This is a genomic window from Streptomyces chattanoogensis, assembly GCF_001294335.1.
Taxonomy (GTDB): domain Bacteria; phylum Actinomycetota; class Actinomycetes; order Streptomycetales; family Streptomycetaceae; genus Streptomyces; species Streptomyces chattanoogensis.
In genome coordinates this window covers 80707-93246 of the sequence record NZ_LGKG01000141.1, presented here as the reverse complement: position 1 = coordinate 93246, position 12540 = coordinate 80707, and the positions used below count along the sequence as shown (strand labels likewise).

At 70.8% G+C, this 12540-nt stretch carries 12 protein-coding genes; 3 read left to right on the top strand and 9 right to left on the bottom strand.

The window, feature by feature from the left end; genetic code table 11:
- Window positions 1-9 precede the first annotated feature (9 nt).
- Genes ADL29_RS20205 through ADL29_RS20190 form a run of 4 tightly spaced genes read right to left on the bottom strand, consistent with a single transcriptional unit; the run spans window position 10 to window position 3031 of the window.
- Window positions 10-1332, bottom strand: a complete 1323-nt coding sequence (locus ADL29_RS20205) for an NADH-quinone oxidoreductase subunit D (protein ID WP_053925042.1) — start codon at window positions 1330-1332, stop codon at window positions 10-12.
- Complete coding sequence (locus tag ADL29_RS20200) at window positions 1332-2111, bottom strand: NADH-quinone oxidoreductase subunit C (RefSeq protein ID WP_053925041.1); 780 nt, start codon at window positions 2109-2111, stop codon at window positions 1332-1334. The genes ADL29_RS20205 and ADL29_RS20200 overlap by 1 nt, the downstream gene beginning before the upstream one ends.
- Window positions 2108-2662 (bottom strand): NuoB/complex I 20 kDa subunit family protein, encoded by a 555-nt coding sequence (locus ADL29_RS20195; RefSeq protein WP_046927389.1) that lies wholly within the window; start codon window positions 2660-2662, stop codon window positions 2108-2110. Before ADL29_RS20195 ends, ADL29_RS20200 begins: the two co-directional genes overlap by 4 nt.
- A gap of 9 nt (window positions 2663-2671) precedes the next feature.
- Window positions 2672-3031 (bottom strand): NADH-quinone oxidoreductase subunit A, encoded by a 360-nt coding sequence (locus tag ADL29_RS20190; protein WP_046927388.1) that lies wholly within the window; start codon window positions 3029-3031, stop codon window positions 2672-2674.
- Between the two features lie 772 nt (window positions 3032-3803).
- Between ADL29_RS20190 and ADL29_RS20185 the strand changes: the two genes are divergently transcribed.
- On the top strand, window positions 3804-4592 hold the full coding sequence (locus ADL29_RS20185) for a C40 family peptidase (protein WP_078971151.1): 789 nt from the start codon (window positions 3804-3806) through the stop codon (window positions 4590-4592).
- Between the two features lie 82 nt (window positions 4593-4674).
- Here the strand turns inward: ADL29_RS20185 and ADL29_RS20180 are convergent, their stop codons facing one another.
- Window positions 4675-6048: a hypothetical protein gene (locus tag ADL29_RS20180; RefSeq protein ID WP_053925040.1), complete on the bottom strand. Its 1374-nt coding sequence runs from the start codon at window positions 6046-6048 to the stop codon at window positions 4675-4677.
- Between the two features lie 161 nt (window positions 6049-6209).
- On the opposite strand from ADL29_RS20180, the gene ADL29_RS20175 reads away from it, so the two are divergent.
- Complete coding sequence (locus ADL29_RS20175) at window positions 6210-6395, top strand: hypothetical protein (protein ID WP_053925039.1); 186 nt, start codon at window positions 6210-6212, stop codon at window positions 6393-6395.
- Between the two features lie 25 nt (window positions 6396-6420).
- On the opposite strand, the gene ADL29_RS20170 is transcribed toward ADL29_RS20175, so the two are convergent.
- Complete coding sequence (locus tag ADL29_RS20170; RefSeq protein WP_245689541.1) at window positions 6421-7734, bottom strand: geranylgeranyl reductase family protein; 1314 nt, start codon at window positions 7732-7734, stop codon at window positions 6421-6423.
- 158 nt (window positions 7735-7892) lie between these two features.
- Here ADL29_RS20170 and ADL29_RS20165 point away from each other — a divergent pair, with 158 nt between their 5' ends.
- Window positions 7893-8414 carry a GNAT family N-acetyltransferase gene (locus ADL29_RS20165; RefSeq protein WP_053925038.1) on the top strand — a complete coding sequence of 174 codons (522 nt, stop codon included), beginning with the start codon at window positions 7893-7895 and terminating at the stop codon, window positions 8412-8414.
- Window positions 8415-8474: 60 nt separating this feature from the next.
- On the opposite strand, the gene ADL29_RS20160 is transcribed toward ADL29_RS20165, so the two are convergent.
- The 3 genes from ADL29_RS20160 to ADL29_RS20150 all read right to left on the bottom strand — a co-directional run bounded on the left by ADL29_RS20160 (window position 8475) and on the right by ADL29_RS20150 (window position 12528).
- Window positions 8475-10793, bottom strand: a complete 2319-nt coding sequence (locus ADL29_RS20160) for a hypothetical protein (protein ID WP_053925037.1) — start codon at window positions 10791-10793, stop codon at window positions 8475-8477.
- A gap of 148 nt (window positions 10794-10941) precedes the next feature.
- Window positions 10942-11640 carry a demethylmenaquinone methyltransferase gene (locus ADL29_RS20155; protein WP_053925036.1) on the bottom strand — a complete coding sequence of 233 codons (699 nt, stop codon included), beginning with the start codon at window positions 11638-11640 and terminating at the stop codon, window positions 10942-10944.
- A gap of 336 nt (window positions 11641-11976) precedes the next feature.
- The gene (locus tag ADL29_RS20150) at window positions 11977-12528 is read right to left on the bottom strand and encodes an amidohydrolase family protein (RefSeq protein ID WP_053925035.1); all 552 of its coding nucleotides are present in this window, start codon (window positions 12526-12528) and stop codon (window positions 11977-11979) included.
- Window positions 12529-12540 lie beyond the last annotated feature (12 nt).

Here is a 12540-nt window from a genome sequence, read left to right as displayed (position 1 = left end):
GGACGTCGTTCACCGGTCGACGCCTCCCATCACGGGGTCGATGGACGCGACGGCGACGATGACGTCGGCGACCTGGCCGCCTTCGCACATCGCCGCCATGGCCTGCAGATTGGTGAAGGACGGGTCGCGGAAGTGCACGCGGTAGGGGCGGGTGCCGCCGTCGCTGACCGCATGGACGCCCAGCTCGCCCTTGGGGGACTCCACGGCGGAGTAGGCCTGTCCGGGCGGGACCCTGAAGCCCTCCGTCACCAGCTTGAAGTGGTGGATCAGGGCCTCCATCGAGGTGCCCATGATCTTCTTGATGTGGTCCAGGGAGTTGCCGAGGCCGTCCGGTCCCAGGGCCAGCTGCGCGGGCCAGGCGATCTTCTTGTCCTCGACCATGACCGGTCCCGGTTCGAGCCGGTCCAGGCACTGCTCGACGATCCGCAGCGACTGGCGCATCTCCTCCAGCCGGATCAGGAACCGGCCGTAGGCGTCGCAGGTGTCGGCGGTGGGCACCTCGAAGTCGTAGGTCTCGTATCCACAGTACGGCTGCGTTTTGCGCAGGTCGTGGGGCAGTCCGGCGGAGCGCAGGATGGGGCCGGTGGCGCCGGTGGCCAGACAGCCGGCCAGGTCGAGATAGCCGATGCCCTCCATGCGGCCCTTGAAGACCGGGTTGCCGGTGGCGAGCTTGTCGTACTCGGGGAGGTTCTTGCGCATCTTCTTGACGAAGGCGCGCACCTGGTCGACGGCGCCCGGGGGCAGGTCCTGGGCGAGGCCGCCGGGCCGGATGTAGGCGTGGTTCATCCGCAGGCCGGTGATCAGCTCGTAGATGTCGAGGATGAGCTCACGGTCCCGGAAGCCGTAGATCATGATCGTGGTGGCGCCCAGCTCCATGCCGCCGGTGGCGATGCACACCAGGTGGGAGGAGAGCCGGTTGAGCTCCATCAGCATCACGCGGATGAGCGTGGCCCGGTCGGGGACCTGGTCGGTGATGCCGAGCAGCTTCTCGACGGCCAGACAGTAGGCGGTCTCGTTGAAGAAGGGGGTCAGGTAATCCATCCGCGTGACGAAGGTGGTGCCCTGCGTCCAGGTCCGGTACTCGAGGTTCTTCTCGATGCCGGTGTGCAGATAGCCGATGCCGCAGCGGGCCTCGGTGACGGTCTCGCCGTCGATCTCCAGGATCAGCCGGAGCACGCCGTGCGTGGAGGGGTGCTGCGGCCCCATGTTGACGATGATCCGCTCGTCGTCGGAGGTGACCGCCCGCGCGGCGACCTCGTCCCAGTCGCCGCCGGTGACGGTGTAGACGGCGCCCTCGGTGGTCTCGCGGGGGCTTGCCGGGGAAGTAGTCATCAGCTGTACGACCTCCGCTGGTCGGGAGCCGGGATCTGGGCGCCCTTGTACTCGACGGGAATGCCGCCGAGCGGGTAGTCCTTGCGCTGCGGGAAGCCCTGCCAGTCGTCGGGCATCATGATCCGCGTCAGCGCCGGGTGACCGTCGAAGACGATCCCGAAGAAGTCGTAGGTCTCGCGCTCGTGCCAGTCATTGGTCGGATAGACGCTCACGATCGAGGGCACATGCGGGTCGGCGTCGGGGGCGGAGACCTCCAGCCGGATCAGCCGGTTGTGGGTGAGGGAGCGCAGGTGGTAGACGGCGTGCAGCTCACGGCCCGCGTTCGTCGTATCGGACGGGGTGCCGGGGAAGTGCGCTCCGCTCACGCCCAGACAGAGCTCGAAGCGCAGCGCCGGGTCGTCGCGCAGGATCCTGGCGACGGCCGGCAGATACTCGCGCTCGATGTGGAAGGTCAGCTCCCCGCGGTCGACGACGGTCTTGGAGATGACGTTCCCGGGGACGAGGCCCTGCTCCTCGAGGGCGCCCTCCAGCTCGTCGGCGATCTCGTCGAATTCGCCGTAGCCTCCCTCGTCGCCGCGCGGTCCGCCGTACGGCCGCTGGGCCGCCCCGGGCAGCCGTACGGTCCGCACCAGGCCGCCGTAACCGGAGGTGTCGCCGCCGTTGTTGGCACCGAACATGCCGCGGCGGGTGCCGATCACCTCGCCGGTGTCGTCGCGCTGGACGGGGACGTTGCCGTTGTGGTTTCCCTGGTCGCGCTCGGGGTTCTTCGGATCACTCACCGCAGCAGCCCCTTCATCTCGATGAGGGGGAGCGCCTTGAGGGCGGCTTCCTCCGCCTCGCGGGCCGCCTGCTCCTGGTTGACCCCGAGCTTGGTGTCCTGGATCTTGCGGTGCAGCTTGAGGATGGCGTCCATCAGCATTTCGGGACGCGGCGGGCAGCCCGGCAAATAGATGTCAACGGGGACAATGTGGTCAACGCCCTGCACAATCGCGTAGTTATTGAACATGCCGCCCGACGAGGCGCAAACACCCATGGAGATCACCCATTTCGGGTTCGGCATCTGGTCGTAGACCTGCCGCAGCACGGGCGCCATCTTCTGGCTCACCCGGCCGGCCACGATCATCAGATCCGCCTGCCGCGGGGAACCGCGGAAGACCTCCATGCCGAAGCGGGCCAGGTCGTAGCGCCCGGCGCCGGTGGTCATCATTTCGATGGCGCAGCAGGCCAGACCGAAGGTCGCGGGGAAGACCGATGATTTGCGCACCCATCCCGCGGCCTGCTCGACAGTGGTCAGCAAAAAGCCGCTCGGCAGCTTCTCTTCCAGTCCCATATGTGACCCCTAGTCCCATTCCAGGCCGCCACGACGCCAGACATAGGCGTAGGCGACGAAGACGGTGAGCGCGAAGAGCAGCATCTCGACGAGCCCGAAGATCCCGAGGGCGTCGAAGGTGACGGCCCAGGGATAGAGGAAGACGATCTCGATGTCGAAGACGATGAAGAGCATCGCCGTCAGGTAGTACTTGATCGGAAAGCGACCGCCCCCGGACGGCTGTGGCGTCGGCTCGATTCCGCATTCGTACGCCTCGAGCTTGGCCCGGTTGTAACGCCTGGGCCCGATGAGTGCGGCCATGACGACGGAGAAGATCGCAAAGCCTGCCCCGAGGGCTCCCAGTACGAGGATGGGCGCGTAAGCGTTCACCGTCCTCGCTCCCTTCAGTCGACGATGACTGGATGGCGGTCCGCTCGGGCCCGCTGGGCTGCCCCGGAGAGATCGTGCATATGTGAGGCAGTTCACAAGCCCGAACGCCTGCATCTTATGCCCGCCGGTCTGTGATCTGCGACACGGGGTGCGGCAACAACTTTGTGATCTTCACCACCTGACGAAGGATCATGAAGCCGGATTACCGATGATCTTCGCACACGAAGCACGCGAGTGATCACGAGAGGTGACATTCGAGGGGGTTACCGCTGGTCAGCGAGGCGCTTCCCTATCAAGTAGTGGAGCGTGCAAGCAAATTGGCGCTGGACCGGGTCAACTGTTATAAGCGCCGCACCCCGTTGAGTGATCCGCTCCCGGCGCGGCCGTGATCGCGAGAACGTGCCCGCATTCACGAGCGGCCGGTCCGGCGGCGGGCCGAGGGGGCGTCAGGACTCCCCGCCGCATCACCGCCACCGTCAGATCACAGGAACATAACGGACACTCAAGAGTGACCTATCCCACGCAGTTTCGCGCGATAGGTCCTTGACGGCCGGGAAGCCTTGGCGTGGCGGATGCGGAGGTGATAAGCCCCTCCGGCCCCCCGCATCGGGCAGCAAATGCCATGCGTAGGAACATGATCGCGAAATCCGGACATCGCGCCGCCGGCTCGGCGGGCGACCGAAAGATCCCTTTTATTCGTCGCGTGCATGTCAAGTGTGGTGCACACCACCTTTGTTGGCAGCAACCTACGGCGCCTGATAGCCGTGGTGTCATGTCCCCGAACGCACACATACCCAGCCACCGGAAGCCCCGCAGTTCCGCCTCTTCTCGGGCCCTGCGTGCGGGCGTGACCGGTGGCTTCCTCACCCTCGCGGTGACCGGCGCGACCGTGCCGGCCAACGCCGCGGAAAAGACCGTCTCCGAAACCCAGGAGATGCCCACCATCACGACGGCGCTGGCGACCAGCGCCGCCAAGAGCGCGGACACCGCTCAGCAGGTCGCGTTCGACTACGAGCGCCAGGCCGTCCAGGACCACGCGCTCGCCAAGGCCGCCAAGGCCGCGGAGAAGCACAAGGCCGCCGCCGTGAAGAAGGCCAAGGCCGAGGCCGAGGCCCGCAAGAAGGCCGCCGAGGCCCGCAAGGCCAAGGAAGAGGCCCGCGCCTCGCGCTCCGACGAGCGCACCACGCTCTCCGTCTCCTCCGCCAGCGGCAGCACCGCCACCCTGGTCAGCTTCCTCAAGGCGCAGCTCGGCAAGGCATACGTCCTCGGCGCCACCGGCTCCTCGTCGTACGACTGCTCCGGCCTGACCCAGGCCGCGTTCCGCCAGATCGGTATCGACCTGCCGCGCGTCTCGCAGGACCAGTCCACCACCGGCACCCAGGTGGGCCTGGACAACCTCCAGGTCGGGGACATCCTCTACTGGGGCAGCGCGGGCAGCGCCTACCACGTCGCCGTCTACGTCGGTGACGGCAAGTTCATCGGCGCGCAGAACCCGAGCACCGGCATCGTCGAGCGCCCGCTCAGCTACGACATGCCGACCGGTGCGGTGCGCGTCCTCTGAGACCGCCGTACCCACGGTTCCAGTGAAGGGCCGCCCCTCTCCCGGGGGCGGCCCTTCGCCGTGTACGCCCGGGCTCCGCCCGTCAGCCCGGTCGCGGGGCGAGCAGCCCGCGCAGCGAGGTGAGGCCGCGGAGGGCGGCGACGGGAGTGAGGAGGCCTCCCTGGCCCTCCATCAGCCGGGCACTGACCAGTCCGGCCAGGGCTCCCGAGGCCGAGTGGAAAGCGGGGGCCCCGGTCAGGCCGTCGACCAGCTCACCCTCCACCCGCAGCCAGTCGCCGGTACGGCCCTGGAGCTGCAGCACGCAGGAATGGCGCTCCCATCTCCTCGCACCGCCGAGACCGTAACCGCTGACCAGCAGCCGGCTGCCGGGCGCCACCTTGACGCCGGGGTCCGGCACGTGGAAAGGGCCGTCCACCGGATCGGCCAGCTTCAGCAGGGCCAGGTTCGGGAACCCCCACTGGTACCGGTCGGCGGATTCCCAGGCGGGCAGGCACTCCGCCAGCACGGCCGCCACGCGGTGGCCACCGGCCGTGGTGACCGTCAGAGAGCCGACCGCCGAGTCGGGGTAGAGGACGGCCCCGGCGGTCGTGACCACCGTGCCGGCGTCGAGCAGCAGGCCGTTGCCGCTGAACCTGCCGCCCCGGCCCACCCGCACCGTCACCGCGTCGACGAAGTCCTCGTCCACCGCCCAGGCGTCGGAATGGAAGTACACGTCGCCATTGAAATGGGCGTTCCGCAGATCCACCCCGGCGGGCTCGCCCGACGCCGGCGCCCTCTCGTCCGTACGGGCCACATCCGGCGTACCGGCCGTATCCGGCAGCCTCCCCCGCCCCTCCGCTTCCGCCAGCTGCCGCTCCAGCAGCTCGCAGCGCTCCTCGGCCGCCCGGTGGTGCTCCCGGGTGCGCTCCAGCTCCTCCTGCAGGGCGGCTACCTCGGCACGCAGCCGGGCCAGTTCCTCGTCCGTGCCGTCGCCGTACCCGCCGTACGAGGCGCCCTCCGCCAGCGCCGTCTCCAGTTCCCGCTGCCGCATCTGCAGATCCCTGATGCGGTGCTCGCGATCCTGGAGGGTGTCCTCCAGCCACCGCTCCCGCTGGGCGGTCCGCCGCGCCTCCTCATCGGCCCTGGCCAGCTTCTGCTCCAGCAGCTGGACCTTGTGGACCGGGCTCCTGCCCGCCTTCGCGGCCGCCATGTGCAGGGCGCGCAGCATCTCCGTGGTCTCGGCCGTGGGGACGGTGCCCCGCTTCTCGGCGACGTCGTGCAGCAGATTGAGGACGAACGTCCAGGACGCCAGCCGCTTGCCGTTGAGGAAGCGGGAGACGGTGGAGGAGTCGTACGACCGGCGTACCGCGTAGCGGCGTTCGGAGATCTCCAGGCCGCGGAAGAGATCGCGCAAGGCCTGCGCGAGGGCCACCCGCTCGGGCGCTAAGTCGTCGTCGAACGGTTGCAGGTCTGCCATGGCGTGCTCCCCATCCCCTCGGTGTCCCCTCGTTCGTACGGATGCTGCCAACCCCCTCGGCAGCACCGCGGCACCTGCCGCAGCACCCGGCCCCCCGGCGACCCTGGTCGGCAGGTGCCACGGCACACAGGACCAAGAACCGCAGGAACAAGGAGACTCGTATGAACGGACGCGGCGGCAGGCTCCAGGATCTCATCGGCTTTCTTGCCGTACTCGCCACCGGAATCATCCTCATCCGCATGGGCGTCGCGCCGCAGTCGCTGGCCACCGTGGCCATCGCCCTGTCCGGCCTGTACGCGGCCTGGCGCGGGCACGGCAACGACCGGCCGGGCGGCCCCGCACGCTGAGGGCCGCCCGTACCGCGCCGGGACGCTAGGCCTTCGGCGCCACCTTCGACAGGCCGTTGATGATGCGGTCCATCGCGTCACCGCCCGTCGGGTCCGTGAGGTTGGCGAGCATCTTGAGGGTGAAGCGCATCAGCATCGGGTGGGTCAGGCCGCGCTGGGTGGCGATCTTCATGACCTTGGGGTTGCCGATGAGCTTCACGAAGGCGCGGCCGAGGGAGTAGTAGCCGCCGTAGGTGTCCTTGAGGATCTTGGGGTAGCGGTGCAGGGCCAGCTCGCGCTGGGCGTAGGTGGCGCGGGCCTGGGCCTGGACGATGACCTCGGCGGCGAGGGAGCCGGACTCCATGGCGTAGGCGATGCCCTCGCCGTTGAAGGGGTTGACCAGGCCGCCGGCGTCGCCGACCAGGAGGAGGCCCTTGGTGTAGTGGGGCTGGCGGTTGAAGGCCATGGGGAGGGCCGCGCCGCGGATCGGGCCGGTCATGTTCTCGGGGGTGTAGCCCCAGTCGGCGGGCATCGAGGCGCACCAGGCCTTGAGGATCTCGCGCCAGTCGAGCTCCTTGAAGGAGCTGGAGGTGTTCAGCACTCCGAGGCCGACGTTGCTCGTCCCGTCGCCCATGCCGAAGATCCAGCCGTAGCCGGGGAGGAGGCGGTCCTGGGCGCCGCGCCGGTCCCACAGCTCCAGCCAGGACTCGAGGTAGTCGTCGTCGTGCCGGGGGGAGGTGAAGTAGGTGCGGACCGCGACGCCCATCGGGCGGTCCTCGCGGCGGTGCAGGCCCATGGCCAGCGAGAGGCGGGTGGAGTTGCCGTCGGCGGCCACCACGATCGGGGCGTGGAAGGTGACCGGGGTCTTCTCTTCGCCGAGCTTGGCGTGGACGCCGGTGATGTGGCCGGTGAGGTCGTTGATGATCGGCGCACCGACGTTGCAGCGCTCATAGAGGCGGGCGCCGGCCTTCTGGGCCTGGCGGGCCAGCTGCTCGTCGAAGTCGTCGCGCTTACGGACCAGTCCGTAGTTGGGGTACGAGGCGAGATCCGGCCAGTCGAGCTGGAGGCGGGAGCCGCCGCCGATGATGCGCAGGCCCTTGTTGCGCAGCCAGCCCGCTTCCTCGGAGATGTCGATGCCCATCGCGACGAGCTGCTTGGTCGCGCGCGGGGTCAGCCCGTCGCCGCAGACCTTCTCGCGCGGGAACGCGGTCTTCTCCAGGAGGAGGACGTCCAGACCGGACTTGGCCAGGTGGTACGCGGTGGTCGAGCCGGCGGGCCCGGCGCCGACGACGATCACGTCCGCGCTGTGCTCAGAGCGGGGTGTGGTCACGGACTCGGTCACGGACGCGGACTCGGTCACGGGGGGTCTCCCGGAAGTCGATGGAAGCGGACGAGGTCGGCGGCGCCGACGGAGCCGACGGGGGCGATATCCGGACATCCGGATATCCGGGTGCCGGTCGGCACGGGGCAAGTGCAGTCTATGGGGGCCTTGGTGATCGGAAACTGAAGGGTTGTCCCATGAAGCCTCAGCCTGTGCACACCCCGCCGCCCGTCGAGCTGCGTGTGCCCACCGAGGAGGACGCGCTGCACTGGCACCGGGTCTTCGACGACCCCGAGGTCATGAAGTTCCACGGCGGCGCCCCGGCCGAGTTCTCGGTGTACGAGGAGCTCACCGCGCGGCAGCGCCGGCACCACGCGGAGCTGGGCTTCTGTCTCTACACCCTGCTGGACCCGGCGGACGGTGCGGTCATCGGCTTCACCGGCGCGCAGCCCTGGCCGTGGGACTGGGGGCCGGCGGGCGAGATCGAGATCGGCTGGAGGCTCGGGCGGGCGTACTGGGGCAGGGGGTACGCGACGGCGGCGGCGCACAAGGCGCTGGAGGTCGTACGGACGGCCGGGATACGGCGGGTGGTCTCGATGGTGGACGCGGAGAACGAGCGGTCCCTTGCGGTGACCCGGCGGCTGGGGATGCGGCGGGCGGAGACGGTGATCACGCCGGTGGGGAAGCGGACGGCGTACTGCCATCGGCTGGAGCTGTGAGCCCGCCCGCCTCCCCGGGCCGCCCCGTGCGGGGCGGCCCGGGCCGGTCGGCGTCCCCGGCTAGTCGACGTCCACGCCGGATACGGTCCAGGTGCTGAGCGCCGTGCTGAACACCTTGTCGTTCTCCGGGTCGTAGAGCGCGTCGACGCACTCGTAGTAGATGCTGTATTCGGTGCCGTCGGAGGCGACATACGCCTGGTCGACGGCGTGGATGGTGGTTCCCTCGTCGTTGGCGTAGGTGAACTCCCAGCGTGCGCCCTTGCTGTTCTGGAAGGTGTTCCGCGTCAGCTCCGCCCGGTGGTAGTCCTTCCGCTTCTTGGCGCCCTTCTCCATGCTCAGGAAGTTGTCGTAGGAGGACTGCGGGGCGTTGGCGATGACGCCGATGCGCAGATACGAGTCACCGGTCGGCGGCCGGTAGTCGACCTGGGTGCCCTTCACCGTGCGCTGCCAGCCGCGCATCACACCGAGCGAGAAGCCGTACGGGTCGTCCTTCTGCTCGAAGCCCTCGGGCAGGCTCCCGGAGGGCGAGGCGGTCGCGCTCGGGGAGGCGGTCGGTGTCGCCGTCGCGGAGGGGGCGGCGCTCTTCTCCACGGCGGGCTTCTTGTCGCCCTTGTGGTCGTCGGCGCCGCCCTTGTGCTTCAGGAAGTACAGCGCACCGGCCGTGGCCGCGCCGCCGATCAGGAACGCGGCCAGCGCCAGCGACACCCACTTCACGACGCGGCGCCGGACCGGGCTCGGCGTCCCGGGAGCGGCGGACGGCGTGGGCACGGTTTCGGCAGCGGGCGGCGGCGGGGGCGTGTCCGCGGGCGCCGGCGGGGTCCCGGGAGCAGGCGAAGCCTCAGGAGCCGGCGGGGCCGCCGGGGTGGGCGGGACCGCGGGCAGCGGCGCCGTGGCCGGGGCGGGCGGTGCGGCCGGGGCGGGCGGTGCGGCCGGGGCGGGCGCCGCCGGGGCCGCGGGCATCGAGGCGTTGCCGCGGCCGGCCATCATCAGCAGATACGGCACGAGCAGCACCGCACCGAAGGTCCACACCAGCGCGAGCAGCAGCGTTTCGGCGCCGCCCGCCGCCAGTTCGGCGTGCCCCTCGATGCCGGAGCCGTCACCGCGGCCGTACCCACCGCCGTAGCCGCCGCCGTAATTGCCCCCGTAACCGCCTCCGTAGTCACCGTCGTAGTCGCTGCCGTAGCCGCCTCCGAGACCGCCCGGTCCCCCGCCGCTCGCCGCATGGAACGTCGCGGACGCGCTGACCCCCGCGGCCCACACCACCAGCGCCAGCGCGACCACGAAGAAGCCCGCGGCCAGCAGCTGTTCGCGGCGGTCGGCGCTGCGCCGGACGGCCAGGAAGCCGACCAGCAGCGCGCAGGCCAGACCGCCGACGATGACGCCGAACAGCGTCCAGTCGCTGCCGAACTGCCCCAGCTCGGAGTAGCCGAGGGACCTCCGGCCGGACTCCAGGAACGGCAGGTTGGGGAGGTTCCACTCGACGTTCACCGGCGCGCCCCAGGCCATCGCCAGCGCGATCGCACCGAGGTTGGGGAGCATCACCAGCAGGGCGACCGCATTGCCGCCGTCCATGTCGTCCGCCGTCGCGAGGACGGTCACGTAGGTGACCACCCCGGCCACCAGGACGACGGTCAGCAGCGCGACCAGCGCCGTGCGCAGCGCGCCGACGGCGGCCCGCCACCCGGGCCGGGCGGCCAGCCAGGCCTGCGCCTCGTCGCGCGCCAGCACCAAGCCGCTCACCACGGCCGCCAGCAGGAAGGAGCACAGCAGCGCGAGCCAGGGGGACGAGGACAGCTCCAGGCCGTCGTAGGACGGCTGGGCCAGCAGGGCGAGCGCGAAGGTGCCGGCGCCGCAGAGCAGCGCGATCCGCAGCACCGACTCCGGTACGGCCGCCCCCGCGACGCCCGCACGACGGGCCCTGCGGACACCGGTGGCCAGCAGCACCACCCACAGCCCCGTGACCACCAGCGGCACCAGCGACAGCGACATCTCGCCGTCGACGCCCACACCGATCCTGCCCAGCGGCCCGGTGGCGCTGCCGGACAACGTGACCCCGCCGCCCACGCTCTGCAGCAGCAGCGCCAGGAAGCACCGCATCCGTACGCCCCAGCCGAGCCCGGCCTGGTCCGTGTCGTCCGACGAGAAGATGCCGAGCACACACGCGAGGACCAGCAGCATCAGCGTCGGCCAGGCCGCGGTCTTCAGCGGGGTGAGCCAGTCGCCCCGCGCCGTGCGGCCGAGGAAGGCGCCGACGGGTGAGGGCCGGGCCGGCGCGGCGTACGGCGGAGGGCCGGGCGGCGCCGCCGGGACCGGGGGCGGCCCCGGGGGCAGCGGTGGCGGGCCGTCCGGCGGGGTAGGCGCGGCGGAACTGTCGGACAATTCGGGCTCCGGGAACTCAGCGGGCAGCACGGAGGGCTACCACGTGCGAACGTAGGGACATGACTGTCCCTCGCATGGTTCCCGGCAATTCCCGCCCTGTGAAGCGACGTTGTCCAAGCGAGACCGGAGACCGACGGCCCCGGACGGGTCAGCCGGCCGGCTTGGTCCCCCGGTGCAGCGCGACCACACCGCCGGTCAGATTGCGCCAGGCGACCTCGGTCCAGCCCACGCCCTGCAGCCTGGCGGCGAGCTCGGGCTGGTTGGGCCAGGTGCGGATGGACTCGGCGAGGTAGACGTAGGCGTCCGGATTGCTGCTGACCGCGCGGGCGACCGGCGGCAGCGCGCGCATCAGGTACTCGGTGTAGACGGTCCGGAACGGCGCCCAGGTCGGCTCGCTGAACTCACAGATCACCACCCGCCCGCCGGGCTTGGTGACCCGGTACAGCTCGGCCAGCGCGGCGTCGGTGTCCTGGATGTTGCGCAGCCCGAAGGAGATGGTGACGGCGTCGAAGACACCGTCCGCGAACGGCAGCCGGGTGCCGTCACCGGCCGTGAAGGGCAGCCAGGGGTGCCGCTTCTTGCCCTCGCTCAGCATGCCGACGGAGAAGTCGCACGGCACGACGTACGCACCGGTCCGGGCGAACGGCAGGGAGGACGTGCCGGTACCGGCCGCGAGGTCCAGCACCCGCTCGGCGGGGCGCGCGGCGACCGCACGGTCGACCGCCTTGCGCCACAGCCGCGCCTGGCCCAGGGAGAGCACATCGTTGGTGAGGTCGTACCGCTTCGCCACGTCGTCGAACATCGCGGCGACTTCGTGCGGCTGCTTGTCCAGGGATGCTCGGGTCACCCGGCCATTGTCCACCGTGCGGGGGCCCGCACCTGCACCGGGCACGCCTGCCCGCGGGAAGCCCGCCGGGGCCCGGCGCCCGCACCGGGCACGGCCCCGCGCCGGAAGCTGGACGGGGACGGCCCGATGCCCCCCTCAGAACATCCGGGCGGTCCAGCGGTGCGCAGTGCATCGTGAGCGGCCGGGCGCCGGCCGTCCCCGCATCAGCGATCCTGCCGGGCAGAATGCCTCGCTCCGCTTCCGTTGATGCCGCCCTGACGTGCGACGGGGGCGCGTTGACGGGTCCTTGACGAAGATCGCCGACGGACCGCCGACGGACCGCTGAGGCGGCCCGCGTCAGCGCCGCCGGTACACCAGCCGCCCGTCCAGGGCCGTGACGAGGCAGTCGCCGTGGTCGTCGAAGACCGCGAAGTCGGCGACGCCGGTGGGGACCAGGGCGCGCGGCTGGGGGCCGGGCATCGCGCGGAGGCCGGACCTGGCCACCGCCGTACGGACCGCGGGCCGGGTGAACGGCCCGGTCAGCGCGGTGGTGCCGGTCGCCAGCAGCCGCTGCAGCCCGCGCCGGGCGCTGGCGCCCCAGCGGGCTTCGGTCATCTCCAGGGCGGCGAGCGCATCGCCGGTGAGCGGCTCGGTGCCCAGACCGGCCGCCTCCCGCGGGTCGGGGTGGTAGGCGGCCTCCAGATACGCGGCACCGTCCGGCTCGTACCGGCCCGGCGTCAGCACCCCGTCCCACTCCCGGACCCGGGCCCTGTCGCCGTACTCGGCAACGAGTTCGCCGTACGGGCCGATGGCCGCGAAGCGGGAGCCCTCGACCACGACCGCATGCCCGGCGTCCAGAGCCCCGTCGTGCACCAGCCGGACACCGCGCACACGGTGAAGTGTCAGCACCGGGCGCCCGGC